This window comes from Clostridium sp. AF19-22AC, assembly GCF_003479085.1.
In the GTDB taxonomy this organism is placed as follows: domain Bacteria; phylum Bacillota; class Clostridia; order Lachnospirales; family Lachnospiraceae; genus Faecalicatena_A; species Faecalicatena_A orotica.
In genome coordinates this window covers 1-26,289 of the sequence record NZ_QUGN01000025.1, presented here as the reverse complement: position 1 = coordinate 26,289, position 26,289 = coordinate 1, and the positions used below count along the sequence as shown (strand labels likewise).

The 26,289-nt window shown below is 48.5% G+C and carries 24 protein-coding genes; 14 read left to right on the top strand and 10 right to left on the bottom strand.

Features of this window, described 5'->3' with window-relative positions:
• Positions 1 to 64 precede the first annotated feature (64 nt).
• The 7 genes from DWX43_RS21790 (at position 65) to DWX43_RS21760 (ending at position 6,957) form a co-directional block, all read left to right on the top strand.
• On the top strand, positions 65 to 1,072 hold the full coding sequence (locus DWX43_RS21790) for a proline racemase family protein (RefSeq protein ID WP_118621849.1): 1,008 nt from the start codon (positions 65 to 67) through the stop codon (positions 1,070 to 1,072).
• 32 nt (positions 1,073 to 1,104) lie between these two features.
• Positions 1,105 to 1,416: a (2Fe-2S)-binding protein gene (locus tag DWX43_RS21785; protein ID WP_109732898.1), complete on the top strand. Its 312-nt coding sequence runs from the start codon at positions 1,105 to 1,107 to the stop codon at positions 1,414 to 1,416.
• Entirely contained in the window at positions 1,413 to 2,498 is a 1,086-nt protein-coding gene (locus tag DWX43_RS21780; RefSeq protein WP_118621848.1) for an NAD(P)/FAD-dependent oxidoreductase, read from the top strand. Before DWX43_RS21785 ends, DWX43_RS21780 begins: the two co-directional genes overlap by 4 nt.
• Positions 2,498 to 3,331 (top strand): (2Fe-2S)-binding protein, encoded by an 834-nt coding sequence (locus DWX43_RS21775; protein WP_109732804.1) that lies wholly within the window; start codon positions 2,498 to 2,500, stop codon positions 3,329 to 3,331. Before DWX43_RS21780 ends, DWX43_RS21775 begins: the two co-directional genes overlap by 1 nt.
• 1 nt (position 3,332) lies before the next feature.
• Entirely contained in the window at positions 3,333 to 4,499 is a 1,167-nt protein-coding gene (locus tag DWX43_RS21770; RefSeq protein ID WP_118621847.1) for an FAD-binding oxidoreductase, read from the top strand.
• Positions 4,500 to 4,595: 96 nt separating this feature from the next.
• Complete coding sequence (locus DWX43_RS21765) at positions 4,596 to 5,486, top strand: dihydrodipicolinate synthase family protein (protein WP_118621846.1); 891 nt, start codon at positions 4,596 to 4,598, stop codon at positions 5,484 to 5,486.
• A gap of 64 nt (positions 5,487 to 5,550) precedes the next feature.
• Entirely contained in the window at positions 5,551 to 6,957 is a 1,407-nt protein-coding gene (locus tag DWX43_RS21760; protein ID WP_118621845.1) for an aldehyde dehydrogenase family protein, read from the top strand.
• A 100-nt stretch (positions 6,958 to 7,057) separates the two neighbouring features.
• Here the strand turns inward: DWX43_RS21760 and DWX43_RS21755 are convergent, their stop codons facing one another.
• From DWX43_RS21755 to DWX43_RS21715, 9 genes are all read right to left on the bottom strand, one after another.
• Positions 7,058 to 8,029: an NYN domain-containing protein gene (locus DWX43_RS21755; RefSeq protein WP_118621844.1), complete on the bottom strand. Its 972-nt coding sequence runs from the start codon at positions 8,027 to 8,029 to the stop codon at positions 7,058 to 7,060.
• Positions 8,005 to 8,559, bottom strand: a complete 555-nt coding sequence (yfcE, locus tag DWX43_RS21750) for a phosphodiesterase (RefSeq protein ID WP_109732799.1) — start codon at positions 8,557 to 8,559, stop codon at positions 8,005 to 8,007. Before yfcE ends, DWX43_RS21755 begins: the two co-directional genes overlap by 25 nt.
• Before the next feature lie 89 nt (positions 8,560 to 8,648).
• Positions 8,649 to 9,326 carry a TIGR00266 family protein gene (locus DWX43_RS21745; protein ID WP_118621843.1) on the bottom strand — a complete coding sequence of 226 codons (678 nt, stop codon included), beginning with the start codon at positions 9,324 to 9,326 and terminating at the stop codon, positions 8,649 to 8,651.
• A 195-nt stretch (positions 9,327 to 9,521) separates the two neighbouring features.
• Positions 9,522 to 10,856 carry a GntP family permease gene (locus DWX43_RS21740; RefSeq protein ID WP_242996200.1) on the bottom strand — a complete coding sequence of 445 codons (1,335 nt, stop codon included), beginning with the start codon at positions 10,854 to 10,856 and terminating at the stop codon, positions 9,522 to 9,524.
• 66 nt (positions 10,857 to 10,922) lie between these two features.
• Positions 10,923 to 11,909, bottom strand: a complete 987-nt coding sequence (ilvC, locus tag DWX43_RS21735) for a ketol-acid reductoisomerase (RefSeq protein ID WP_182440788.1) — start codon at positions 11,907 to 11,909, stop codon at positions 10,923 to 10,925.
• Between the two features lie 236 nt (positions 11,910 to 12,145).
• The gene (locus DWX43_RS21730) at positions 12,146 to 12,862 is read right to left on the bottom strand and encodes a FadR/GntR family transcriptional regulator (RefSeq protein WP_118621841.1); all 717 of its coding nucleotides are present in this window, start codon (positions 12,860 to 12,862) and stop codon (positions 12,146 to 12,148) included.
• A gap of 105 nt (positions 12,863 to 12,967) precedes the next feature.
• The gene (locus DWX43_RS21725) at positions 12,968 to 16,330 is read right to left on the bottom strand and encodes an SbcC/MukB-like Walker B domain-containing protein (protein ID WP_118621840.1); all 3,363 of its coding nucleotides are present in this window, start codon (positions 16,328 to 16,330) and stop codon (positions 12,968 to 12,970) included.
• Positions 16,281 to 16,925, bottom strand: coding sequence for a DUF4194 domain-containing protein (locus DWX43_RS21720; protein ID WP_118621839.1), 645 nt, complete (start codon positions 16,923 to 16,925; stop codon positions 16,281 to 16,283). The genes DWX43_RS21725 and DWX43_RS21720 overlap by 50 nt, the downstream gene beginning before the upstream one ends.
• Before the next feature lie 10 nt (positions 16,926 to 16,935).
• Positions 16,936 to 18,294 (bottom strand): Wadjet anti-phage system protein JetA family protein, encoded by a 1,359-nt coding sequence (locus DWX43_RS21715; RefSeq protein WP_118621838.1) that lies wholly within the window; start codon positions 18,292 to 18,294, stop codon positions 16,936 to 16,938.
• 175 nt (positions 18,295 to 18,469) lie between these two features.
• On the opposite strand from DWX43_RS21715, the gene DWX43_RS21710 reads away from it, so the two are divergent.
• Genes DWX43_RS21710 through DWX43_RS21680 form a run of 7 tightly spaced genes read left to right on the top strand, consistent with a single transcriptional unit; the run spans position 18,470 to position 23,422 of the window.
• Entirely contained in the window at positions 18,470 to 19,408 is a 939-nt protein-coding gene (locus tag DWX43_RS21710; protein ID WP_118621837.1) for a transglutaminase-like domain-containing protein, read from the top strand.
• A 20-nt stretch (positions 19,409 to 19,428) separates the two neighbouring features.
• Positions 19,429 to 20,481 carry a type II secretion system F family protein gene (locus tag DWX43_RS21705; protein WP_118621836.1) on the top strand — a complete coding sequence of 351 codons (1,053 nt, stop codon included), beginning with the start codon at positions 19,429 to 19,431 and terminating at the stop codon, positions 20,479 to 20,481.
• 36 nt (positions 20,482 to 20,517) lie between these two features.
• Positions 20,518 to 20,847: a hypothetical protein gene (locus DWX43_RS21700; RefSeq protein ID WP_118621835.1), complete on the top strand. Its 330-nt coding sequence runs from the start codon at positions 20,518 to 20,520 to the stop codon at positions 20,845 to 20,847.
• A gap of 2 nt (positions 20,848 to 20,849) precedes the next feature.
• Positions 20,850 to 21,338, top strand: a complete 489-nt coding sequence (locus tag DWX43_RS21695; RefSeq protein WP_118621834.1) for a DUF4860 domain-containing protein — start codon at positions 20,850 to 20,852, stop codon at positions 21,336 to 21,338.
• Between the two features lie 32 nt (positions 21,339 to 21,370).
• The gene (locus tag DWX43_RS21690; protein WP_118621833.1) at positions 21,371 to 21,835 is read left to right on the top strand and encodes a hypothetical protein; all 465 of its coding nucleotides are present in this window, start codon (positions 21,371 to 21,373) and stop codon (positions 21,833 to 21,835) included.
• Positions 21,822 to 22,316, top strand: coding sequence for a hypothetical protein (locus tag DWX43_RS21685; RefSeq protein ID WP_118621832.1), 495 nt, complete (start codon positions 21,822 to 21,824; stop codon positions 22,314 to 22,316). The genes DWX43_RS21690 and DWX43_RS21685 overlap by 14 nt, the downstream gene beginning before the upstream one ends.
• 50 nt (positions 22,317 to 22,366) lie before the next feature.
• The gene (locus tag DWX43_RS21680) at positions 22,367 to 23,422 is read left to right on the top strand and encodes a PilT/PilU family type 4a pilus ATPase (RefSeq protein ID WP_118621831.1); all 1,056 of its coding nucleotides are present in this window, start codon (positions 22,367 to 22,369) and stop codon (positions 23,420 to 23,422) included.
• A 22-nt stretch (positions 23,423 to 23,444) separates the two neighbouring features.
• Here DWX43_RS21680 and DWX43_RS21675 read toward each other — a convergent pair whose 3' ends face one another.
• A complete protein-coding gene (locus DWX43_RS21675) occupies positions 23,445 to 26,216 on the bottom strand; it encodes a cation-translocating P-type ATPase (RefSeq protein ID WP_118621830.1) in 2,772 nt (923 codons plus the stop codon).
• Positions 26,217 to 26,289 lie beyond the last annotated feature (73 nt).

Below are 26,289 nucleotides of genomic sequence, written 5' to 3'. Positions count from 1 at the left end.
TAACAGTATAAATGTATACAAATAATTAAATCGTATACAAATTTTCGTGAAGGAGGAAAAATTTTTGAAAATTAAAAAGACGTTTCATACGATTGACACTCACACCAGCGGAGAACCGACAAGAAATGTATTGGGCGGGATTCCATACATTAAGGGTAATACGATGCTGGAGAAGCTTCAGTATATGAGGACGGAAGGTGACTGGGTCAGGCAGCTTCTAACGTATGAGCCAAGAGGCAATGAAGTCATGTCCGGAACGATCATTACTTCCCCCTGCCGCGAAGAAGCCGATATTGGGGTGCTTTATTTTGAAGTCGGCGGCTGGATGCCGATGTGCGGCCATGACACGATCGGTGTCGGAACCGCCCTCGTTGAATCCGGAATGATTGAAGTAACGGAGCCCTTTACATATGTCACTCTGGACACCGCCGCCGGTCTTGTCAGGCTCAAGATTGAAGTTGTAAACGGGGAGGCCAGGAGCGTTTCATTTTTAAATGCACCGGCATTTGTGATGGCAGAAAATGTGACCGTTGACACGAAAGAATTCGGACCGCTGACACTGGATATTGCATACGGTGGCAATATTTATGCGATTCTGCCCGCTGCCTCTGCAGGATTGATTCTGGAACCGAAGAACTCCGGAAAAATTATTGAAACCGGAAATCTGTTAAAAAGCTATATTAACCAGCAGATCCGGGTTGTGCATCCTGAGATTCCTTTTGCAAATCATGTGACCCACGTAGAGTTTTATGAAAACAGCAAGGACGAACCGAACCTCATCCGAAATGCCGTTGTAATCCCGCCCGGAGCCATCGACCGCTCCCCGTGCGGAACCGGGACATCCGCCAAACTGTCGGTGCTGGCGAAGAAGGGTGCAATCAAAAAGGGAGAGTCTTTTACCCATGAGAGCATCATCGGCGGAAGATTTGAATGTACCTATGTTGATGACGCTGAAGTAGGCGGTCTGCCGGCAGTCCTTCCGGAAGTCAGGGGACGGGCGTTTATAACAGGAATCCACACATTTATGCTGGACCCGGAAGATATTTTCCCGATGGGATACCAGCTGGCGTAAAACATAAAACAGGAGGCAGTGAAATGGATGAAATGCGGGTAAAAAATCATCCCATACTGGGTGAAGATAATTGCGAAGAATTTGTAGAGATCACCGTGGACGGAAAAGTAATGCAGGCAAAGAAGGGCGAAATGATTGCGGCCGTCCTGCTTGCAAACGGGATTAAAATCCACAGATATACAGCAAAAGAGCACAAACCACGCGGTATTTTCTGCGGAATCGGTCAGTGTACGGACTGTGTCATGACGGTAAACGGCAAGGCAAACGTAAGGACGTGCATCACTCCGGTGGAGGATGGCATGACCGTCGAAACACAGGAAGGTTACGGGAGGAAGAAGCCATGAAAAGAGAAGTTGTAATTATCGGTGCCGGCCCGGCCGGTCTTGCAGCAGCGATCGAAGCGACGAAAAATGGATGTCAAGTCCTTCTGGTCGATGAGAACAGGACCGCCGGAGGACAGTTTTTCAAACAGCTCCATAAGTTTTTCGGGTCACAGGCGCACAGCGCAGGTATCCGCGGGTTTGAAATCGGAAAGCAGCTCTTAAAAGAAACCGAAGAGCTAGGCGTTGAAGTCTGGCTGGAGAGCTCGGTGATCGGCATTTTCGCAGGAAAAAGGGTTGCTGTGCTGCGAAACGGCATCACAGAAACAGTAGAGGCTCAGAGTATTCTCATCTGTACCGGTGGTGCGGAAAACCCGCTTCGTTTTCCGGGATGGACTTACCCGGGAGTCATGGGTGCCGGCGCGGCCCAGACAATGGTAAATGTAAACCGGGTGCTGCCCGGAAAAAGAATTCTAATGATCGGCTCCGGCAATGTAGGCGTCATTGTTGCCTACCAGCTCCTGCAGGCAGGGGCGGATGTTGTGGGAATTGTGGAAGGAATGCCGCGGATCGGTGCATACGGTGTCCATGCAGCGAAGTTAAAAAGAGCCGGAGTACCGTTTTTCATAGGCCATACAATAGCAGAGGCCAGAGGCAGTGACCGGGTAGAGGAAGCCGTCATAGCCCGATTCGAAAACGGACAGATTTTAAAAGGTACGGAACGAAAGATTGACGTCGATACCATCTGCGTTGCAGTGGGATTAAGGCCCTTAAGCGAACTTGCACAGATGGCGGGAGTAAAGCATGGCTTTATTCCGGAGCTCGGAGGTTTCATGCCCATCCATAATGCGGATATGGAAACGAGTGTGGAGGGCATCTACGTGGCCGGTGATACGGCGGGTGTGGAAGAAGCCAGCACCGCAATGGACGAGGGACGCCTTGCCGCAGTATCCGTCTCCTGTGCACTTGGTCATTTAAACCGGGCAGATGCAGAACAGAAAAAAGAGGAAATCAGAGACCGGCTCGCATCCCTGCGCCAGGGACCCTTCGGGGAGCGGCGCATGAATGCAAAAAACCGTGTGATAGAAATGGGGGTGACCATGTAATGGAAAAACAAAGAGGATTGATATACGACGGCTATCCTTCCAGAGAAGAAATCGTCTCTGCAAACGGCTGGCCGAGTGAGGAACGTTTTGCCAGAGGCCCGGTTGCAATTGCGGAATGTGTGCAGGAGATCCCCTGTAATCCGTGTGAGGCGGCGTGTCCGTTCCATGCGATTAAAATCGGAACCCCGATCACCAATACTCCAAGAATCGATGAGGACAGCTGTACCGGCTGCGGCTCCTGTGTGGCAGCCTGCTCCGGACTCGCTATTTTCGTTGTGGATAAGACCTATTCTGAATCGGAGGCTCTGATTAGTTTTCCTTTCGAATACCTGCCGCTCCCGGAAAAAGGAGACAAGGCAGAGGCTTTGAGCAGGGCCGGTGAATATGTCTGTGAAGGTACGGTGGTAAGAGTTATGAATCCAAAGAAAAATGACCATACTCCTGTGATTACGCTGGCAGTCCCTACGGATAAGGTGGATGACGTCAGGACCATGAGAAGACTCGTTCTGCCTGAACCAGGGAAAGGCTTTGAAAATGTGGAGCCGGAAGGCGTACTGGACGATGATGTGATCGTATGCCGCTGTGAGGAGATCACGGCCGGGGAAGTCCGGGATGCGATCCGCAATAAGAAAGCGACCACTGTCACGGAAGTAAAAAGAAGATGCCGTGCCGGCATGGGACTCTGCCAGGGCAGAACCTGCGGAAAGCTTGTCAGCCGCATTCTGGCCGAGGAACTTGGCAGCGCTCCGGATACCCTGACCGGAAGTACGGACCGACCGCCTGTCAGGCCGACCACGTTCGGGGAACTGGCCGGGACAAAGAAGGAGGTGTGATATGAGCCAGATATATGATATAGCTGTGATCGGAGCCGGTTCCATCGGAACCTCATGTGCTTACTACAACGCCAAAAAAGGAGCGGATGTCATCCTCATAGATGCGGGTGATATTGCAGATTCCACAAGTAGCAGAAGTGACGGAAATATTCTCGTATGTGATAAACAGCCGGGTTTCGATGCCTTGTTCGCAAAAGCAAGCCAGGATATGTTTCCCGGACTCGAAAAGGAACTGGATTATAACATTGAATGGACCCAAAAAGGAAGTCTTTATCTGACAGAAACAGAAGAAGAATTCGAGATTGCCTCCCGATTCTGCAGCGATATGAAGCAATGCGGAATCGAGATGAGAATGCTGGACCACAAAGAAGTGCTGGAAGACGAACCCTATCTCGCGAAAGATATTTACGGCGGACTGGAGACCATCTCTGACGGCTCCGTATATCCCATCGGACTGGCATACGCCTTCGCACTGGCGGCCGAACGACTGGGTGCCGTACTCTCTCTGCACAACCCGGTCGTGGACCTGAAAAAGGAAGAGAATTATTTTTCCATTTTCTGTGAAAACGGAACCATTCTGGCTAAAAATGTTGTGAATGCCTGCGGCGTGCGTGCACCGCTAATCGGCAAAATGGCGGGACTCGATATTCCGATCCGTGCCAGGCAGGGACAGATCCTCGTTTCTGAGCAGACCTTCCGTGTGGCGCGCAGAAAGGTGCATGAGTTCGGGTATATGCTGACAAAATTCCAGAGTGGAGACTATGAAAGACCGGTATCCGAACGGGTAAAACGAAATGAAGTGGCCTTCGTTTTCGAGCCGACGACATCCAATAACTTCCTGATCGGCTCCTCCAGAAGTTTTGTCGGAGAGGATATCCGCAGTGAGATTGATGTCATGCAGGCGCTGGCCGAACGGGCAATCCGCTTCTTCCCTGTCATCGCCGGCATCAAGGTAATCCGGGCATACAGTGGCCTGCGCCCGTTTACCCCGGACCACATGCCCATCGTTTCCGGCACTGCAATCCCGGGATTTTATATTGCGGCAGGGCACGAAGGGGACGGCATCGGACTCTCCCCTATTACGGGAAAATGTATGGCAGATATCATCGCAGGGGAGGAAACTTTCATGGACCTCTCTCCGTTAAGTTTCGAGAGATTTAGCAATTAAGTTTCGAAAGTTTTTGCAATTAAGTTTCGGCAGGATTTGCAATTAATACAAGACTTCGCAGAAAAGTGCGGGAATAAAAGGAAGGAAAATATCACTATGAATGAAAAGTTTAAAGGAATCTATGCGGTAGCAGTCACACCATTTAAAGAAAACGGGGAGTTTGACCTAGAGCAGTCCAAAAAGAATCTGGACTGGCTGATTGAAAACGGGGTTCACGGGGTCTGCATCCTCGGGGCTACCGGAGAATACCAGAGCATTTCCGACGAAGAGCATATGAACTATGTACGCGAGATTGTTCCTTATATCAACGGCCGTGTAAGCGTCATTGTTGGGGCTTCCAGAGAAAGGCCTGAAGATGTTGTCAAACTGGTGCAGAATATCAAATCATGCGGGGCCGATGCGGCGATGGTGCTTTCTCCGTTCTACTGCCATCCTGCGCAGGACGAAATCGTGAAATTCTATCATTATGTGATGGACGAAACCGATTTTCCGATCGTCGTTTATAACAATCCGGGATCAGCAGGTGTGGAGCTTGAGCAGGATACTTACAATGAGATTCTGAAACACCCCAGAGCCGCAATTGTAAAAGAATCCAGCGGTGATATGCACAAGCTCACCCAGGTGTTGAATGATGCCCCGGACACAACTTCCGTATTCTGTGGCTGTGATAACCTGGCCTTCGAAAGTTTTGCTGCCGGCGCCTGCGGCTGGATCTGTATGCTGGCAAACGTGGCTCCGAGGGATTGTGTGGCTTTGTATGAAGCAGTGTGTGAGGAAAAGGATCTGGAAAAAGGAAGAGAAATCTATAAAAGAATCCTTCCGTCACTGGATGTTCTGGAATCCTTCCCGAAGCCGGTTCAGGCCCTGAAACATCTTCTCGGCTGCAAAGGATTGAATGGGGGATATGTCAGAAAGCCACGCTATGAACTCACCAAAGAAGAAAAAGCTTTCGTGGAAAGAGCAATGGCCCCGGAAAAAATTCAGTAGCATACAAATTCCGGGATGCAACGGGAATCAACATTTTTTCAGATGAAGGAGGATATGAAAACTTATGGATATTCGTAAATTGTATATAAACGGGGAATGGGTTGAATCAGAAGGACATGAGTATATCGACATTGAGAACCCTGACACACATGAAATCTTCGCCCAAGTCCCGCGTGGCAACAAGAACGATGTTGACAAGGCTGTGAGGGCCGCCAGAGCTGCCTTTGAAACCTGGCAGTATACGCCGCTTGAACAGCGGACGGCCCTGATGGAAAAGGTGGTAAACGGTCTGGAATCCAGAAGGCAGGACCTGATTGAAACGATCACAAAAGAACTCGGCTCCCCTTACAAGGTGTCCGCCGAAGTTCATACCGATCCGTTTATCCTTGAGGCGAAACATTATATTAAGGTTGCGAAAAACTTCCCATATGAGGAGCGCCGCCAGACTTCTGTTGTTGTAAGAGAACCAGTCGGGGTAGTCGGAGGACTGACTCCGTGGAATTTCCCTCTGGAGCAGATTGAGAAGAAAGTAGTGCCTGCACTGCTTGCCGGGAACTGTGTTGTGTTAAAGCCCAGCCAGTTCACACCAATGACCGCCTATATCCTTGCAGAAGAAATCCACAAGGCCGGCTACCCGGCCGGTGTATTCAACCTCGTAACCGGACGGGGCGGGGAAGTGGGTGACGCACTGGCCGCTCACCCAGACGTAGACATGATTTCCTTTACAGGTTCTACCGATGCCGGAAGGGCTGTTGCCATCAAAGGCCTCAGCAACATCAAAAAACTGGCTCTGGAGCTGGGCGGCAAATCCGCTGCCATCTTCTTGAAAGGCGGCGACTGGGAGAACGGGGTAAACGGGGTTCTGGAAACCGTCATGCTCAACGGGGGACAGACCTGCAACGCCTTGACAAGAATGCTCGTACCGGAAGATGAAACGGGTAAAATAGAAGAAATCCTGAAACGAAAAGCGGCGGAATATCATTTTGGCCCGCTTAACGACCCACAAACGACACTCGGGCCCCTTGCTTCCAGAAAGCAGTTCGACAGAGTGCGGAAATATATCGAAACAGGCATAAGCGAGGGCGCACGCCTCTTAATAGGAGAAGTACCGGAAGATAATGGCTCCTACAATGTAAAACCCGTTATTTTCTGTGATGTAACCCCGGACATGGTCATTGCCAGAGAAGAAATCTTTGGACCAGTTCTTGTTGTACTAACTTACAAGACAGTAGAAGAAGCGATTGAAATAGCAAATGACAGCATCTACGGACTTGCCGGCGCAGTATACGGGCCGGAAAAAGAAGCCAATGAAACGGCAAGAAAAATGAAAACCGGAACCGTGTATGTGAATGAAGGCCAGTGGGATGAGGCCTCACCGTTCGGCGGATATAAACAATCCGGACTGGGACGCGAAGGCGGTATAGAAGGATACGAGGAATTTCTGGAAATCAAAACGATTTATGATAAATAAACCGTGGGATGGATCTTTCAAAGATCAAAAGGGTCAGACCCCATGCAGTCATCTGCATAGGGGTCTGACCCTTTTGCGGTCCGTTTTCAGATAATTCTGACTATTTTTCACCGCTCTTATTGTATACCGCCCAGTTCTGCTCTCCGTCATCCCTGATCTGAATATCCGAGAAGCTCTGGATATACTGCTTGAACTGAGAATATCCATAATCTCTCACCTTAAAGTCACCGAAACGATTCCTGATCTTATTGCCGAGCGTCCCTAGCGAAACACCCTGAGCCCCTGCATTCTGCACGAGCATGATCACATACTCTTCCAACATCTCTTTCTTGCTCTTATCTTCGTAAACCGTCACCGTAACCTGCGTTCCATCCTGTTTCAGCTTCAGCTTCGGAAATGTTTCCAGAAACTTTGACAAGAGGCTGTAACCATAACGGCGCACATCAAAATCAGGGTATAATTTTACAAGACGGCTTCCGACTTCCCCCAGGCCGGTCTCCTTATCATCATTCTGGTTCTCTGTGATAATCTTTACGACTGCTTCTTCTATCTGTGCCTTGGACACTACATCTGTACTGCTCTTCTTGTTTTCTTTTCCGGTAGCATGGACACAAGGTTTCTCTTCCTTCTCGATCATGTTATCCTCAAGCAGCAGCTCCAGCACCGTAAAGATATCACATGCCTTACGGAACGGCGCCGGCGTCTTATCCTCACCCATACCGATCACGGTCTTGCCGCTTTCACGCAGGCGGCTGGCCAGTTTTGTAAAATCGCTGTCACTGGAAACAAGGCAGAATCCCTCCAAATCACTCGTGTACAGCATATCCATAGCATCTATAATCATCGCGGAGTCTGTAGCATTTTTCCCATGTGTATAACTAAACTGCTGGATCGGTGTAATCGAATTCTGGAGAAGCTCCTCCTTCCAGCTCGAACTGTACGTACTCGTCCAGTCCCCGTAAATTCTCTTGTAAGTTACATTTCCGTACTTAGACAGCTCATCTAGTATCGGCTTGATGTATTTAGCAGAAACATTATCCGCATCTATCAGCAGTGCATATTTGTTTTCCATGTCCGGTAAACCTCTCCATTCATATCTTTCCATTCAAAGATTTTATTTTCATATATCATATAACTATGCGCCGAATTCTCTTTTGGTATCGAAACAGAGCCCGGATTCATATAAATATACCCGTCCTTCTCCTCGCATGCCGGGATATGGGTATGACCGTTTAACAGGATATCCCCTTTTTTCAACATCAAAGGATTGGATGGATTCCAGACATGCCCGTGCGTCGCCAACACAGACTGCCCGTCAAGATCCAGAAAACAGTACTCCGCCATGATCGGAAATTCCAGCACCATCTGGTCCACCTCTGTGTCACAGTTTCCACGCACACAAAGCAGATGCTCCTTCATCGGATTCAGCATGGCAATGACTTCCTTCGGCGCATAATCCCTCGGCAGGTCATTGCGCGGACCGTGGTACAAAATATCACCCAGCAGCAACAGCCTGTCCGCCTTCTCTCTTTCGTATGCTTCCAGCATCTGCCTGCAGTAGAAGGCAGAGCCGTGGATATCTGATGCAATCATGAACCTCATGTAAGTACTCCTTTCTTCAGAGGGGTCTGACCCCTTTGCGGTCCGTATTCAGAATATTCTTAAAATTTAGCCGATATCTGCTCCGGGCATTATGCATTCCCTGTCGGAATAAACGGCCGTATAGACGCTGCTACGCTGGAGATCGGCATGGTCTGCAGCCAGACTTTTCCAGGGCCGGTCAGGACTGTATTGAACAGGCCTTCACCGCCGAGCAGTTTGTTTTTCAGGCCGGGTACCTGCTGGATATCGATCTGGACGCCTACCTCGAAGCCGGCAACATTTCCGGTGTCAACGACAATCTGCTGCCCTGCCGACAGTTCATATTCCACCAGTTCGCCGTCGATTTCAACAAACGCAGTCCCGCTGCCGGACAGATGCTGCATGATAAAGCCTTCCCCGCCAAATACGCCTGCTCCCAGTTTTTTATTGAAGTGGATTGATAATTCCACACTGCTTTCAGATGCCAGAAATGCCGTCTTCTGTACGATCATTTCGCGCCCCGGGGAAATCTGTACCGGCATGATCCTGCCCGGAAAGCTTGAGCCGAATGCAATCAGCCCTGCACCGCGTGCTGTATAGATGTTCTGGAACATACTTTCTCCGGAAAATGCTTTGGAGAACATTTTGCCGATTCCGCCTCCGGCTGTTTCCATATGCATATTCGGACTCATCCAGACCATTGACCCTTTCTCAGTAATCATCTGCTCGCGGTCTTCGAGTTTACATTCCACAACGGGAAATGCGCCGCCCTTAATCTCGTAATTCATACCTTTACCTCCAATTGAAGTCGATGTAAACGTGTCTCTTCTTCCATCCTACTTTGCCTGCGGGATGCTGTCAAGCATAAACTTTCCCTGAAAACAGGCCGTGCTGCTGAATATTACATCAAAAACCGGCTGCATAAATCCACAGCCGGTTCTTACTTCTTTATAAAAATAAAATCATTGGATGTCTATTCATAGTTAAATCGGTATTACCAAGCATCCGACAATCGCAAACAACATCGCGATAACCGCAGTAATTGCATTTCCGAGTGTGTAGCTTTTTAGTCCCCCCGTAATGGTGAAGCCTGACAAATTGGTGCTTACCCAGAATCCGCTGTCATTTACATGCCCGCAGCTCAGTGACCCTGACAGGCATGCAATTGCCATCCAGACCGGATGCATGCCGACAGCTGCTGGTACAGATGCCATGATTGTCATGGTCGTAATAGAAGCTACCGTTCCCGAACCAAGGGCCACCCTGAACAGCGCTGCTATGACAAATGCAATCAGAAGCGCCACGATCGGTGAAGCCGAAATATTTTGTATTGTATCCGCAAGCATATCCGCCATTCCAGTTGCACTGATAATTGCCCCGAATGAGCCGCCCGCTCCGGTAATTAACAGCACAATCCCGCAGCTTTTTAATGCTTCTGTTGCAGACTGGTCACGTTCTTCTTTATTCATTGCCCTTGCAGAGATTGCATAAGCACTGAGCGCTCCGAGCAGCAATGCGGTTGTCTTATTACTTAAAAATATGACTGCCTCAGGCACTTCCTCCAGAACCGCATCCATTACAGTCCCTACCAGAATTAAAACTACGGGAAGGAGAATCGGTATCATCGACATAAAGAAGGTCGGTTCCGCTTTTCTAACCTCTGCCGTATGTTCTTCATACACCTCTACACCGGTTTCGTCTTTTTCTTTATTCCAGAATCCTTTATCAAGGAGGGTAAAATATATTTTCATTGCAATCATTGCTGCAACAAGCCCCAGAACGATTCCAACAATGACCATAACCCCCAGATCAAAATGCAGGATTTCCGCTGCAGCCAGCGGATTGGGCGTCGGAGGCGCCAGCGTATGGGCCGCACCCGCCCCGATAATCATCGCACCAACTGTATAAGGAAGGGGTTTGTGGATCTGTCTCGATACCGCAATTGCAAGTGGAATTAAAATAACAAAAGTCACATCATAAAATACAGGCACCGACAGAAGAAATGCGGTAATTCCGAGTGCATACAATGCATACTTCTCAGATGTTTTCTGGATCATCGTAGTTGCAATCACTTTTGCACCGCCTGAATCCGAGAGCAATTGACCCAGTATAACGCCAAAACCTACCGGCAGTGCAATTCCTGTCATGAGGTTCCCGAATCCACTGCCTATAGTCGTAATTGTATTGGAGGCTCCAAGCCCTGATGCAAGCCCCATGAAAATACTACCGAGAACCAGTGCTATGGCGGGATTCAGTTTCAATTTTAAAATCGCAAACAGGATAATGGCAATTGCCACGACTAACCAAACAAAAACCATGATATTCAAAATGTCCTCCTTCTCTGCTGTTTCTGCGCACAGCAGAACGACTTTTATGTATCGATTTTACTTTAATCTGGCTTTTAAACGGTCCTCTGCCTTCGTGAAATCACAATTGAAAGCATCCTCCTCAAGCTTATTCAGCGTACTGAGATTATTTTCATGCTGCTCCTTATCCCATTCTTCCGCAAATTCCCCGCCTTTGATACGGTCATAGCGGTTTTTTAAGAAACTGCGGATCTGGCTTGTATCTACATCGTTAAAACCTATCAGCTGACCATACTGACTTGTGTGTGAGTGGTACGGGAGCTGCCGGAAAAATCCTACTTCAGCCGCTTTTTCCATCATAACTGCCGGCTCCTTGGATAAATACATTTCCATGAGTACAGCTTCTTCTGGATGCCCCATCTCCACCTGAAGCCTGAACGCCTCTACAAAAACATTATAAATAATTGGCCATGTTCCCTGCTCTGCCATCAGATCCAGACAGGTCTCGTCATCAAATGTAACTTCGATCGCTCCCTTCCTTGTGGCCCCAATTGCCTTGCAGAGTGCCTTTCCGTATTCCAGTGCCTTGCCGGAAGCATCCTGATGAACCGCAACGAATGCCGGTGAGCCTTCTCCGCTTACAAACAGTTCACGTACCCCCTTGCCGATCATACGCGGCGCCGCCATAACTACATCGAGCCCTTCCGCCGGTGTGATCCTCTTAAATGTAATATTATAACCGGATGCAAAATTCAAAACATTGCCCGGTTCAAGGTATGGTGCGATCTGTGCTTCATAAATCTCCGGGGCCACTTCGTCAGGAAGAAGAAGGAACACAACATCCGCTTTCTTTGCTGCTTCTTCAATAGAGTATACCATAAATCCATCTTCGTTGGCCTGGTCGAAAGATTCATCATGCCTGCTTCCCACGATCACATTCTTAATCCCTGAATCACGCATATTAAGCGCCTGGCTGCGTCCCTGATTCCCATAACCGATAATAGCCACTGTTTTGTCAATTACCAGCCCCAAATCTGCATCGTCATCATAATAAATGTTTGCCATAATAATTTCTCCTTTTAACTTGTTTTTTGTTTTGACATCAGACATCTGATGTCTGTTCTCTGATGTTAGGTTAGCACTATTTCAGGTAAAGGTCAATAGGATTTATAAACTTTGACTATTTCAACAATTTTTCCGCTTAATTTATGTACACATTTCACAAATAAATGCAGTTTTTATTTAAAGAAGTACAAAAAAAGATGCATCCGCCTTTCATTAGCAGACACATCTTCTTCTCTCTAATCCAGACACTCATCCAGTGCCAGTTCTTTCCATTTCCCGAGGGATAATATAATCGCATCCTCCATTGCAGCTTTATCACGCTGTTCAAGGGCCTTTAGTATTTTATCATGGTTGTCCGTCACAATCTTTGAATAGTCCCTGTTGGCAATAACAAGCGACGGCTGGAAGAGCTCCATAATACTGCGGCCAATGCTCACGACAAATGGATTGTGCGTACTTTCGTATATCATATTATGGAATTCCATATCATTATCCACAGTAGCCTTACCCTTTTTAAAATCATTTTTCGTCCGCTCGTGGACCGCCTTCAATTTTGCAATATCCTCTTCCCCGGCATTGTCAATAGCCAGAAGGCTGCCTGATACTTCTATCATGCGCCTGAATTCAACCAGCTTGTCCCTGCTCTCTTCCCTGCTCTGGAGAATCAGCTGGAATATCAGCGGGTTCATAACTGAAGAATCCACAGTCGTGCGGATCCTGCTGCCGTTTCCCTTACATATTTCCACAACCCCGAGAGCCTCCAGCATCTTGATTGCCTCGCGCACACTGGATTTGCCAACACCGAACCTCTCTGAAAGCTCCGTCTCGGACGGCAGAAATTCACCCGGGGTAATAGCACCGCTGATCAGCCCCTCCTTGATCTTTTCCACAACCATCTTCGATAATGACTGCTTGGGGACCGGGGTCAGCCAGCTGTCCTTCTTACTATCCATAACTTACCTCCTTGAGGTGCAAAGGGGTCAGACCCTTTTGCGCACCGTTTTCTGAATATTCTGAATATGGAGGGCAAAAGGGTCTGACCCCTTTGCACCTCGGCACTACTCTTCCTCAATCAGTTCAGCAAATTCGCCTTTTTCGAACTCCTGTATTGAGATATGCTTCTTATTTGGATTTGCGTATACGAATGTCTTGTCTACATTTTCCAGATAATTCTGTATTTTGTCGTTGGTTGCACTGATGATTGCCTGAAACCCGAGCCCGCGTATGAGTGAGATACAGCTTGCAACTTTTTCTGCGTCCATCTTGGAAAAGGCTTCATCGAGTACGACAAGACGGATTGTCGGGTTTCTCTGGATCTTTGGTGACAGGTTGATCCGGTATACCTGTGCAAAGCTTGCCAGAAGTGCTACATACAGGGGGTTCTGTCCCTCCCCGCCGGAGTTTTTCTTGATCATCTTGCTCAGCCCGATTGTCATGTCTTTTTCACCCTGCACGATCTGCTGCATGTCAAATGACAGGTAGGTCCGGTAATCCGCATATTTATCCATGTTCTTTTTGGTTTCCTCGAGTTCTTCCCTCGTGGCATCGTCCGGCGGGATAAAGATATTGATCAGCTCGTTCATCATATCGCCGTACTGGTCTTCGTGTTCCATCGTAAACATATTAAGCTGATTCTCCATCGCGTCGGTCAGCTGGGACGGGTTGATCTGGAGAGAATCGTCCATGAACATCTTGTAGTACTTTCCATCCGACCCTTTATTCTTCGTGATCACAAACTGGTACTTATCCTTGCCAAAATCCAGCTTGCTGATGATCCGGTTGAGCTCGTCTTTTCTCTGGTAAGCCTCCCGGATGGCACTGCGGATCTTGAAGATGAAGTCATCTTTAAAATGCTCTACCGCAGAACGTGCCTGTTCCTTTGCCGCCTCTTTATAGGTCTCGAGGTGGTCGCAGCCAAGGCTTGTAAGCAGTCTGTCATAAGGCCTGTTGTCCTTAATACTCGTCGAAAATGTCCGGTTCGGATATTTCTGTATATAGTGGCTTCGCACATCCACCAGCTCCTGATAGGCACGTTCCAGCTTTTCTTCCATCGGAACCCGGTCACTTAAGCGCTGCCTTCTCAGGTATTCATAATTGGACGACTTCCGCCCCTCCATAAATGCCTTAAACGCCTCTTCGAAGGCCGCATCCTCGTGGAAATAGCGCTCCCTGTCGGCCAGCTGCGTGTTCAGCTCCAGATTGTCAGACTTGCATTTACTGATGAAATCCTTATTCTTCCAGATCTCCTCCTGCACCTTCTGTATCTGCGCTTTCTTCTCCTCCTGCTGACGCATCAGTTCCAGCTTCTCGATTTCCCACGCAGACACAGACTCTTCACGCAGCTGTCTCATCTTTCCGGTCAGCTGCACCTTGCGCCGTTCCTTCTCCGCAATCTTTTCCATATCTGACTGCCATTCCAGATAATCTTCAGCCGGCTGCTGCAGACTTTCCAGCTGCCCCGTCTTCTTCAGTTCCTCCACAATCTCCATGAGCGGCAGGCGTTCCTTCTGCAGGGTCTGGCATTTCTCATCCAGCTGCCTGATCCGCTGCCGCATACTCGTCTCACCGATATACGCCCTTCTCGTATAATTTTCCGGATTGATATGCTGCAGCCGGAAGCTGTGGTACAGAACGCAGTCCGGTGTAATTCCAACCCTGCTCGTACGCAGCTCGTCGAGATTTTCACACTTCATCACATTTCCAAGGAAGTTATCCACATATGCACGGACATATTCCTCTTTCGCTGTGACTTCTTCCGCAAGCGACCCCGGACGGACAGAATGGCCGCCCTTCTTAGCACTCTCCATAACCTTCTCCGTATCCAGCACAGCTGCGCGGAAGAATTTCTTCTTATCCATTTCTTCATAAATGTCCATCGCCACTGCCGCATACTCCGGTTCCACCACGAGCAGCAGCTTATTATTTCCCAGATACCCTTCCACGGCATTATGCCACCGTTCATCCCGGATATCCAGAAGATCGGCGAGAATCTGGACATTCACAAACTTCCCACACCGCTCATGCAGGCGGCCCCGAAGCTCATATCGCGCTTCCTCAAGCTCCTTCGGATAGGCCTTGCGCCCCTGTTTCAGTTCCTTAAGTTCCTCACGGGCTTCGTTTTCTTCCTTCTTGATCTTCCGCAGTCTGGCATCGGTGTCGCGCCGTTCTTCCTCAAGCTCTTCCTTTAGCTCCAGAAGGCTTGTCTTCAAACGTGTCAGCTCCTCAGCGGAAATATTCCCCTTTTCAAACTTCTCGATATCCCATACCGTCTGATTCGGTGTGATATCCCTCGTCTTCCACTCGTTCAGCCGCTCTGCCGTCTGCATCCATCTGGCCCGGCTGCCCTCCAGTCTCTCCAGCGTCTCGTTCACACCGGAAAGTTCTGTCTCAAGACTCGAATATCCACTATTATTAATCCGGAGCAGCACTTCCTCATACTCCTTCTGAATGCCCTTTTCCTCTTCCTCCAGACGGACCTTCATAGCCTCCTGACGGCTGATTTCCTCCTGACGGTTCCCGATCCTGTCCGTCAGTTCCTGTATCTTTGCCCTCAGCTGGAGCATTTCCAGCTTATCAATCTGATAGGTACACGCCCCGGCTTCCCTTACCTGTTCCTGATATTTCCTGAAACTGTCCTGTATCTCCTGAAGCCGCCGGATCTCCTCCAGCGTCTCCTCAATCTTGTTGCGCATCCTGCCATACTGCATGACACTCTCCTGAAGGTCCTCGATATGGATATCCTGCTCCATGCAGATATATTCCTTCACAAAGTCTTCCAGACGGATATTCATGCGGAATGGGATCGCACGCTTAAACAGCCTCGGAAACTTATCCATATCCAGACCGCCGAGATAGATATCATACAGCTGCCGCCTGAACCGTTCATTACTCGGCCCACAGTAATACTGCTCCACTGGGTATGTCCTCTGCAGATACTCGCGGAATTCGGCCGTAGTCAGGCAGCGCTTGTCCGCCCGGTAGCCGTTTTCCAACAGGCCTCCCGTATGCCAGAAAAAGAGCCTGTTAATCTCATTTGTCGCTGTCTCTACGTCAAAAATAACCCCGACACACTGCTTTTCTTTTGTGTTTGTCTGTTCCAGCTCCAGCACAATCGTACTGGAAAAATTACGGTTCCTGAGATACTGCGACTCATTGTTCTCACTGATGTTCACCATCCCCCGCAGGTATTCTATCAGGGTCCTGTCCGAGTCATCCGCGGCAGCCTTGTTAAAAAAACCCCTTCCGTCGGTATTCGCATACAGCACGATCTGAAGTGCATCAATCACCGTAGACTTTCCGCTTCCGGAGTGTCCGGTAAAAAAATTAATCCCCTCATTCAGTGTCAGTATCTTTTTATCTATATAATGCCAGTTATTCAGGCATATCTTCGAGAGTGCCTTGAACGGCTGATTCTTCTCCAATGTTGTCCTCCTCGTTAAACGTATTCAGCAGTTTGCGGATGTCATCCCCCATCAGCACCGCATTGATGCACGGGTAAATGATCAGGCGGGTATGTTCATTTAATTCCTCCAGCACATCCAGAGGTTCAATAATCTGGTATTTCTTCAGCAGCGAAACTGTCCTTCTCATCTCCGTGGGCGAGGGCAGCCCCCTCAATACCTTAAATTCCCCGGCCTTTCCGTTGACAGCCCCCATCGTCGTCACAATGTGGCTGCTGGAAGATACCGCCGCCATCTGTTCATCGTAGATCAGCTTCAGAATAAGCAGGTAAATCGTCGCAAGTCTCGGCAGCTTCTCCCCCCAGAGTGTTTCGCCCTGTATGTAGATAAGCCCCATCTGGGCATTTTCATGCAGCTCGATCCCGGCAACCTTAAAATACTCCGTTAAAAATTCGATATGCTTGCTGCACGTCCTGTATTCCTTCACAAACGCCAGCCGGCCGGCGCGCTTATCAAACTTCCGCTCCAGCAGGAATGTCTGGCGCAGCAGAAGCTGGATCACCTCTGTAACGGCCTCCTGCTCCTCCACCAGAAGCTCTTCATAATATCCTGTCATATGTAATCTCCTATCTTCTGCGTACAAACTTCAAATCCGGATACCGGTAACCGTCATGTTCGATCATATCCGGTTCCCCGTCAAGCACCATATATTTACTGTTCCTTCTGGTACTCAGGTCATAGGCCAGTATCAGCTTCTCAAACGCCTCACCGTCTGCAATCTTCAGCTTTGCCGCATCCATGATTTCTCCGTCCATATGCTCTTCAATAAATTCCTCGATCTGACTTTTGCTGTACCTTGCCTGAATCTTATTCAGTTTCAGCACGTCATCCCGGTCCAGATCCTCCGCCACTTCCTCCGGCGCCATCTGGCTGATGAAATCCTGCCGCCCTTTCCGCCGCTTATATAAAGACTTCTCCGAAATGATTTCCAACAGAGACAGGTTCATCTTCTGCCCTGTAATCTGCAGCATTTCCTCATACTCTTCACTCGCAGCCATCTGATTCAGCAGCTGGATCACCAGTCCCTTCGTATCTGTCTCACCGCTCAGCAGATAATTCAGCCTTGTCACCGTAGCCCGGACATACTTCGTATGCTCCTTATCCATATTCGATATACGGTGTTCGATGTCGTCAAATCCGCGCTCAATCATATCCAGCAGGTCCAGCACGTCTTCCCCCGTATCTCCCTGCGCCCGGGAACGCCCGCGAACCGTCTCTATCCACTCTTCGTCCTCGCGCATGTCCCTTAAGACCTTCTTAATATCCATCTTATAGATATAAAAGTTATCCGAAGTCTTCAGAATATGGTATTTCTTACGTACAATCTCTTCCACATATCCTTCCAGATGCTCCCTTAAAAGCTCCCCATAAGATTTCTGGTCCAGAAGCCTTGAAAAAAACTTATCCATATTATGCAGCATATCCTGAAGAGCCTTGTTAAGCCGCCTCGTATTAATCAATGCGGTCCGCAGCATATTTAGATTTACCCTGTAATCATTTTTAAAAGAAAACAGCGTCGCATAAACATTCTGGATATAAATTTCCGTTTCCTCCATATCTTCTGAAGTCAAACGTTCAAAGGCGTCTATGAAAATAGCAGAATAATCCGGTATAACAATGTTCGTAGCCAGCGTGTTATAATCCTCGATCTTTTTCAGCCAGCCCTTGCGCAGCAGCCAGTTTAAAATACGTGATGACGGAGTCTCCAGCATATCAAACTCTGTCTCATCTTCCTCACGCATCAGTTCAAAGCGCTTCTTCGCATTCATGTCACTTAGAACCTGGATACATGCTTCTCTTGTTAAAAAATAGTTACTGTACTGGTATTCTTCATTTATTGTTAGTAATGCTTCAATATAAACATCCCGGTTCACCGAACGGAATAAACTCCAGAAGGTGTCCGGGACCTCAAAACGCATCTGCATGTGTGATTTTCCCTTTCTGATTAAAAGCCTGTACCCATTTTAACATAACCGAAAAATACTGTAAACTCATATTCAGCGGCCAGATTTACACTTTGCATTTTTTAACATTAATGGTACAATTGAAGCAGTGATGAAATTTATCCGTCAGAAGAATGTAAAAAGGAGGCGTGATGTGATGAAGAAAAGAAACTTCCGTTTTATCAGTGTGACTCTGATAGCCTTCATCATGTCCGCCTTTCTCTTAGGCTGTTCTGGAAAAGGATCTGACATATCCGATGCTTCTGCCTCGGAAGGGAAAAAAAGGGAGAGTGCCCTGCAGATCCTGACTCCCCAAAACACTGGGAAAGTCGTATATGGAAATGATATCGTTTCTATAGATGCTTCCAATACGAGTGACGGATATATTATGCTCCAGTACAAGGGGAATGCCGCCAAGATGAAGCTTCAGGTTACAATCCCTGACGGAACGGTCTATACTTATACAATAACTGACAGTTCCTTAACAACCTTTCCCCTGACAGGCGGCAGCGGCGGTTATCACATGGATGTACTGGAACATGTCAGGGATAAGCAGTATGCCATCGCTTTTTCGCAGGATATGGACGTTAAGATTACCGACGAGTTCAAGCCATTTCTGTATCCGAACCAGTATGTCTGGTTTACGAAAGACTCCCAGTCAGTCAAACTTGGCAAGAAACTTTCCGATAAATCTACAGACGATCTGGATTATGTAAAAAATGTTTACCATTACGTTATAGAAAATGTTGCGTATGACGAGAAAAAGGCAGAAAATACGCCCACAGATTATGTGCCAAATCTGGATGAAACACTGGACACCGGTGAGGGAATCTGTTTCGACTATGCCTCACTTATGGCTGCGATGCTTCGTTCCCAGTCTGTCCCGACAAAACTTGAGGTCGGATATTCAGGAGAAGCATACCATGCGTGGGTGAGTGTTTACATCAAGGAAAAGGGATGGATCGACAAGATTATAGAATTTGACGGCAAAGACTGGTCTCTGATGGACCCGACGCTTGCTGCAAATAACTCCACAAAATCTGTGGGGAAATATATTGGTGACGGAAGCAATTATAAAGTGAAATATTCTTATTAGAAAACAATGGAGGACACACAATGGAGAAACAAGTGCAGGGTAAGCCATTTTCAAATATGGAGGTCTCTTCTTTCTGCGGGCAGATTGCCCTGATCCTGAAGTCCGGCATTTCGTCTGTTGAAGGCGTCACAATCATGCTGGAAGACGCGTCGTCTGCTGATGAAAAGCAGATACTTCAGACTGTATTAGAAAATATTCAGGAAACCGGAAGCCTGTACCAGGCACTGACTGATACAGGGCTCTTTCCATCCTATATGCTGCATATGATACAGATTGGGGAGGAGACTGGAACACTGGATGAGGTCATGTCCGCACTGAGTGAGCACTACGACAGGGAGGACTCCATTTCAAAGAGTATTAAGAATGCCGTCACTTACCCGCTGATTATGGCAGGGATGATGGTCGTCGTTATCGTCGTACTTCTCGTAAAGGTTATGCCAATCTTCAATCAGGTTTTCATCCAGCTTGGCACCGAAATGACCGGGTTTTCCAGAACATTAATGAATCTGGGTAATGCAATTAACCGGTATTCTATCGTGTTGATTGTGATCCTTGCGGTCATCGTGGCACTGATTTTATATGGAACTAGGACGGCCCACGGAAAACAGACCTTCCGCAGGCTGGGGTACAAGCTGAAATTCACAAGGGCAATCTTCGAAGAAATCGCGGCCTGCCGTTTTGCAAGCGGAATGGCATTGACCTTAAGCAGCGGCCTGAATCCGGAACGCAGCATGGAACTGGTAACCGCATTGAATGATGATATTCATTTCCAGAAAAAGATCGACTCCTGCCAGAATCTTATCAATGAAGGCAGCGACCTGTCCGTGGCACTCCACGATTCAGGAATTTTTACCGGCATGTATGCCCGTATGGCCTCCATCGGAGAAAAGACCGGTTCTATGGACCAGGTCATGGGAAAGATTGCCGGGCTTTATCAGGATGACATCGATAACCGGATGAACAATGCCCTTGCTGTTCTGGAACCTACACTTGTTATTGCGCTTTCACTGATCGTTGGAGTCATCCTGCTCTCCGTCATGCTGCCGCTGATGGGGATTATGTCCAGTATCTAGACCCTGACCACTTCACATATACCAAGGAGGTGCTTTATGGCCCGGTTTCAATATCAGAAAAAACAGCATAATTACCGGAAGTTTATTCTCTCGGTCTGCGCTTTTCTGCTGATTATCATTCTGTTTTATCAGGGAATCCAGTCTTTGTCGTCCAGCGCCTTAAGGCGTCAGAAGGAGAGTCTGGAAAATGCACTGAACAGGAATATTACATACTGTTATGCCGTGGAGGGTGCCTATCCCGAAAGTCTCGATTATCTGAAGGACCACTACGGGCTCACCTACGATGAGAGCCGTTTTTATGTGGATTACAGAGTAAGCGGCGCAAACATCCTGCCGGATGTGACGATTATTGAGAAGGGGGACTGACAATGCGCTTTCGGACACAAAGAAACCATATGATTGACTTTTTATTTCCTGTTGCATTGTTCTTCATGTTTGCAGTGTCAGCACTGACAGTCATCCTGCTTGCCACGAATATATACCGGTCTACGACAGAACATTCTTCTCTGAACTACACGGCCAGAACCTCGATGTCCTATATCAGCGAGAAAATCCACCAGGGTGACGAAGACGGGAATGTCTCGATCGGCATGTTTGACGGTAATGATGCTCTGGTCATCGAGCAGGAATATAACAAGGAAACCTATTTTACTTATATATACACGGACCAGGGGAATTTGAAGGAAATCTTTATCAAGGATGGTGTGGAAGCTGATGCTGCCGCCGGAAAGACCATTCTCCCAGTCAGGTCCTTTACTATGAGTCAGACCGGAAAGCAGGCGTTTTCCTTTACCTGTGTAGATGAGGACGGCCAGGAGGCTTCCTGTGTTGTCAGCATACACAGTACTTCCCGCTAAGTAACAGATCATTTTAATCAAAGGAGACAATTATGACACGCAGAAACCGGGCAAAATCTTCCAGTCTGTTCCTATTGGAACTGATCCTTGCGATTCTCTTTTTTTCGATGGCAAGTGCTGTTTGTGTACAATTATTTGTGAAATCACATCTGTTGAGCAGGGACGCCTGGGAACTTAATACTGCCGTTACGGAAGTCTCCAGTACCGCAGAACTCATCCATGTATCCGATGATATCCCGTCCGCTGCCAGCCTGCTCAAAGCAGAATATCCTGAATCAGAGGTATCCGGCGGCTCTGGCATTGAAATATACTATAATGAGGATTTCCAGTCCTGTAAAAAGAAGGATGCCGTATATTGTCTGAGTGCCCGTTTTACAGAGGACGAATCCATGTTAAATGGAGAACTGAAGATGAATAAACTTAAAGACGGCAGTGTCATCTATTCCCTTGATATTTCGCATCACCTGCAAAGGAGGTACAGCAATGGAAACGAATAAGAAATCAGCTCCTTTTGTTAACATAGGTTCCTCTTCACTGCTGGTCATTTTCCTCGTCCTGTGTCTTGTAACATTTGCCACCCTCTCGCTTTCCAGCGCACAGAGTGATTACAAGTTCAGCCAGAAGCTGGCGGACCGCAGAACGGATTATTACACAGCCTCCAATCAGGCAGAAGGGATACTGGACTCGATTGATGCAGTACTTGCACATTCTTATAAAGAATCCCCGGACACATATTTCGCTGAAGTACAGAGCCGCCTCAGTGAGCTCACTTTTGGGGACACACTGGAAATGGATTTTTCCACTGGGACACCATCTGTTGCGTATCAGGTTACTGTAGATGAAAAGCAGGCACTGTCGGTTGTCCTCGAACTGAATCCCACGGACCGGATTTCCGAAGGTTTCTGCCGGGTCCGGCAGTGGAAAGTGGTCGCAACACAGGAATGGAGCGGAGATGATACCCTGAATCTGATGAAGTAGGCAGGGGTTTTAATCCGTGAAATCTTTAGAAGTAAGGAGAGATTAAATATATGGACGCAAAATTAATATTAGAGCAGGCAGTCTCACAGGGCGCATCGGATGTCTTTATCATAGCCGGCCTCCCTGTATCCTGCCGGGTCAACGGCGTCATCAGCCGTGAGAATAACAACCGGCTGCTGCCGCCCGATACAGAAGCCATATTAGATGAGATTTACAGGCTGGCCGGGCACCGCGATATCAGTCAGCTCCACAAACACGGCGATGATGATTTTTCGTTCGCCATACAGGGGGTGTCCCGTTTCCGCGTCAGTGCTTACAAACAAAGGGGCGCTCTCTCCGCGGTCATTCGGATTATCACCTTCCAGCTGCCTGATTACAGAGAACTTGGAATCCCGGATTATATCATGGAACTCGGAAACAGCAGCAAGGGAATGGTGCTTGTCACGGGACCTGCCGGAAGCGGCAAATCAACCACCCTTGCCTGCATTATTGACCAGATTAATAAAACGAGGGATGAACATATCATTACGCTGGAGGACCCCCTTGAATTCCTCCACCGCCATAACCGGTGTATAGTCAGCCAGCGTGAAATCAACGTGGATACCGATAATTATGTAACTGCGCTGCGTGCCGCCCTGCGGCAGAGCCCAAACGTCATCCTGCTGGGTGAGATGCGCGATTATGAAACGATCACAGTCGCCATGACGGCCGCGGAGACCGGACACCTTCTGTTCTCTACGCTCCATACTATCGGTGCGGCTAACACGATCGACAGAATCATCGACGTATTCCCGTCCAACCAGCAGAGGCAGATTGCCGTCCAGCTTTCTATGGTTCTGAACGCCGTTGTGTCACAGCAGCTCGTGCCGACAACAGACGGAAAGGTAACTCCTGTATTCGAGATCATGACAGTTACCCCCGCGATCCGCAATATGATCCGTGACAATAAGGTCCACCAGATAGACGGCCTCATCTATTCTTCCGTAAAAGAGGACATGGTATCGATGGATTCCAACCTTCTAAAGCTCTGCCAGAGCGGGACAATCACGAAGGAGACCGCCCTGACCTACGCTTCCAATCCAGAAATGCTCGGGAAAAAACTGTAACAGCCATTGTCAGCAGGAAAGGCTATCTAAGGCCTTTCCCGAACTGGCGGCGCCTTGTGCCCGGCTTTGAATCTGCCCTGTCCTCTCCTGTTTCTCCCTCCTTCTCAACGATTCCCAGCAAAACGAAAATCTCATGTGCAAGTACAGGAAATGCTGCAAGTACGATTAGTGCTCCCCATTCTCTTATTGACAGTGCCGCCGTTCCGAATAATACGGTCAGATACGGAACTTCTGTGACTGCGGCCTGTAGGAAGAATCCAACGCCAAATGCGGCAAGCATGACCGGATTAAAGTCCCGTTTCCTCGAAAAGACAGAGGTATGTACATCTTTCATGCCAAGCGCATGGAACAGCTGTGACATCCCTAGAACCGTAAACGCATACGTCTGTGCCCTTGCAAGAATCTCCGCGGACTGGAACACCCCCGAGATGTTTGCAAGCGTAAAGGCTTTCTGCTGCTGTGCCAGTATTTCCCAGGGCAGCTTCAAAAAAGCCGTAAGGCTGATTGCCGCAATCAGACATCCATAGAATACCGTACACGTAATCCCGCCGTTTGCAAACAATCCTTCCTTCGCTTTTCTCGGCGGACGTTTCATAAGTGCTTCTTTATCATTTTTATCAACCCCCAGCGCCAGTGCCGGAAGAGAGTCCGTGATCAGGTTGATCCACAGAATGTGACTCGCTTTCAGCGGGGATGCCATTCCCATGATTACCGCGGCAAACATGGTGATGATTTCTCCAAAATTCGAAGAAAGCAGGAAGAGGACGGTTTTCTTAATATTCTCATAGATGCCCCTTCCTTCCTCAATCGCCTTTTCTATGGTAGCAAAGTTATCATCCGTCAGAATCATATCCGCCGCGTTCTTTGCGACATCCGTCCCGGTGATCCCCATCGCGATACCGATATCCGCCATCTTAAGGGAAGGTGCATCGTTGACCCCGTCACCTGTCATTGCCGCAATATTCCCCGTTTCTTTCAGTGCCTTCACAATTCTTACCTTATGTTCCGGTGAAACCCTTGCAAATACATTCGTTCTCTTCAGCCTTTCTTTCAGTTGTACGTCCGAGAGATTTTCCAGCTCTTCCCCGGTCATGCATTCATCTATCTTCTTTGCAATTCCAAGTTCTCTTGCAATGGCAAACGCCGTATCTATGTGGTCCCCCGTAATCATAACGGTGCGGACAGAAGCCTCTTTAAACCGCTCAACTGCAGCCTTTGCCTCAGGTCTGACCGGGTCGATCATACCGGCCAGTCCCACAAATGTCAGTCCGTCCTCATGTACATCTTTCTCCCCCCGCCTGACAGCCACTGCTAACACCCGCAGAGCCTGTGCCGAGAAATCATCCACTGCCCGGCGGATCTGTCTGCGGTGGGAATCCGTGATCGTCTGTGCCCTTCCGTTGACCAGAATCTTCGTGCACCGCCCCAGAAGCATTTCCGGTGCCCCCTTTGTGTAAGAGACAAATCCGGACGGGCCACGGTGGACCGTAGTCATCATTTTTCTCTGGGAGTCAAATGCCTTTTCCTGAACTCTGGGCATCCTTGCTTCCATACCTTCTTTTCTCGAACGCCCCGCATTTTCAGATGTATATCCCGATGCACCGCCTTTGGCGCGGTACCCTTCAGCAAATCTTAAAAGCGCCAGTTCTGTCGGGTCCCCCAATTCCTCCTTGTCCGTTATCACCGCATCGTTACAGAGTGCCATCCCCTCCAGAAATTCATCCAGCATATCTGGCGCCGCTTCGCTGCTTTTATAAACATTCTGATTTACAAAATATTTTACAACAGTCATCTTGTTCTGGGTCAGCGTGCCAGTCTTATCCGAACACACCACATTGACTGCACCAAGTGTCTCTACGGAAGGGAGCTTTCTGACAATCGTATGTACCTTTACCATCTTCGAAACACTCATTGCCAGTACGATTGTCACGATGGCGGGCAGTCCTTCCGGCACTGCGGCAACGGCCAGTGAAATCGCTGTAATCAGCATTTCTAAAATATTACGTTTCTGCAGGACTGCAATGACAAACAACGCCACACACAGCAGGACGGACACGATACTTAGCATCTTCCCGAGGTCAGCCAGTTTCTTCTGAAGTGGTGTAAACTCTCTGGGAACATCGTTGATAATGGATGCGATCTTGCCAATCTCGGTCTCCATTCCCGCACCGATGACAATCCCTTCTCCCCTTCCGCCGGTTACAAGTGTAGACATGAATGCCTCATTCTTCCTGTCGCCCACCGGAAGCGCCCCGGACGCCTGAAAATCCGCATCCTTATTAACCGGGAGCGATTCTCCCGTCAGCGCGGACTCCTCAATCTTTAAATTCCACGTCTTCACAAGACGCAGATCGGCCGGTACCTGTGCGCCTGCCTCCAAAATCACAAGGTCTCCCTTTACAAGTTCTGCCGCCGGAATTTCCCGTACAATCCCGCCCCGGCGCACAACAGCTTTCGGGCTTGTCAGCTTTTTAAGCGACTCGAGCGCCTTCTGGGCTTTCCCCTCCTGAATCACACCGACCGTAGCATTCACGATTATAACGACCGCGATGATAATGGCGTCACTAACTTCTTTTAAGAGAAAGGAAACCAGAGCAGCAACCAGCAGGACACAGATCAGCGGGTCATTCAGCTGCTCTAAAAACGCCTCCGCCGGCGTTTTCTTTTTCCCCTCCTTTAAGATATTCGGACCATACTCTTTTAATCTCACACGAGTCTCATCCTCTGTCAGGCCGTTCTCCCGATCCGTATGCATCAGATCCGATATCTCTTTTACAGACTTTTCCTCAAACAAAAATAACCTCCCCTTTCACGCTTGTACAATACTTAGGCGTTTGCGAAACGCCACAAGCCGCATGAATACGGCA

What these genes read in the sequence shown, in the direction of transcription:
- DWX43_RS21785 (WP_109732898.1), top strand. Translation starts at nt 1,105, where the DNA reads ATGCGGGTAAAAAATCATCCCATACTGGGTGAAGATAATTGCGAAGAA.
- yfcE (WP_109732799.1), bottom strand. Translation starts at nt 8,559, where the DNA reads ATGAGGTTCATGATTGCATCAGATATCCACGGCTCTGCCTTCTACTGC.
- DWX43_RS21715 (WP_118621838.1), bottom strand. Translation starts at nt 18,294, where the DNA reads ATGCAGATGCGTTTTGAGGTCCCGGACACCTTCTGGAGTTTATTCCGT.
- DWX43_RS21680 (WP_118621831.1), top strand. Translation starts at nt 22,367, where the DNA reads ATGGACGCAAAATTAATATTAGAGCAGGCAGTCTCACAGGGCGCATCG.
- DWX43_RS21745 (WP_118621843.1), bottom strand. Translation starts at nt 9,326, where the DNA reads ATGAATTACGAGATTAAGGGCGGCGCATTTCCCGTTGTGGAATGTAAA.
- DWX43_RS21775 (WP_109732804.1), top strand. Translation starts at nt 2,498, where the DNA reads ATGGAAAAACAAAGAGGATTGATATACGACGGCTATCCTTCCAGAGAA.
- DWX43_RS21690 (WP_118621833.1), top strand. Translation starts at nt 21,371, where the DNA reads ATGACACGCAGAAACCGGGCAAAATCTTCCAGTCTGTTCCTATTGGAA.
- DWX43_RS21720 (WP_118621839.1), bottom strand. Translation starts at nt 16,925, where the DNA reads ATGACAGGATATTATGAAGAGCTTCTGGTGGAGGAGCAGGAGGCCGTT.
- DWX43_RS21765 (WP_118621846.1), top strand. Translation starts at nt 4,596, where the DNA reads ATGAATGAAAAGTTTAAAGGAATCTATGCGGTAGCAGTCACACCATTT.
- DWX43_RS21700 (WP_118621835.1), top strand. Translation starts at nt 20,518, where the DNA reads ATGGCCCGGTTTCAATATCAGAAAAAACAGCATAATTACCGGAAGTTT.
- DWX43_RS21695 (WP_118621834.1), top strand. Translation starts at nt 20,850, where the DNA reads ATGCGCTTTCGGACACAAAGAAACCATATGATTGACTTTTTATTTCCT.
- DWX43_RS21770 (WP_118621847.1), top strand. Translation starts at nt 3,333, where the DNA reads ATGAGCCAGATATATGATATAGCTGTGATCGGAGCCGGTTCCATCGGA.
- DWX43_RS21755 (WP_118621844.1), bottom strand. Translation starts at nt 8,029, where the DNA reads ATGGAAAACAAATATGCACTGCTGATAGATGCGGATAATGTTTCTGCT.
- DWX43_RS21780 (WP_118621848.1), top strand. Translation starts at nt 1,413, where the DNA reads ATGAAAAGAGAAGTTGTAATTATCGGTGCCGGCCCGGCCGGTCTTGCA.
- DWX43_RS21685 (WP_118621832.1), top strand. Translation starts at nt 21,822, where the DNA reads ATGGAAACGAATAAGAAATCAGCTCCTTTTGTTAACATAGGTTCCTCT.
- DWX43_RS21740 (WP_242996200.1), bottom strand. Translation starts at nt 10,856, where the DNA reads ATGGTTTTTGTTTGGTTAGTCGTGGCAATTGCCATTATCCTGTTTGCG.
- DWX43_RS21730 (WP_118621841.1), bottom strand. Translation starts at nt 12,862, where the DNA reads ATGGATAGTAAGAAGGACAGCTGGCTGACCCCGGTCCCCAAGCAGTCA.
- DWX43_RS21710 (WP_118621837.1), top strand. Translation starts at nt 18,470, where the DNA reads ATGAAGAAAAGAAACTTCCGTTTTATCAGTGTGACTCTGATAGCCTTC.
- DWX43_RS21760 (WP_118621845.1), top strand. Translation starts at nt 5,551, where the DNA reads ATGGATATTCGTAAATTGTATATAAACGGGGAATGGGTTGAATCAGAA.
- ilvC (WP_182440788.1), bottom strand. Translation starts at nt 11,909, where the DNA reads ATGGCAAACATTTATTATGATGACGATGCAGATTTGGGGCTGGTAATT.
- DWX43_RS21705 (WP_118621836.1), top strand. Translation starts at nt 19,429, where the DNA reads ATGGAGAAACAAGTGCAGGGTAAGCCATTTTCAAATATGGAGGTCTCT.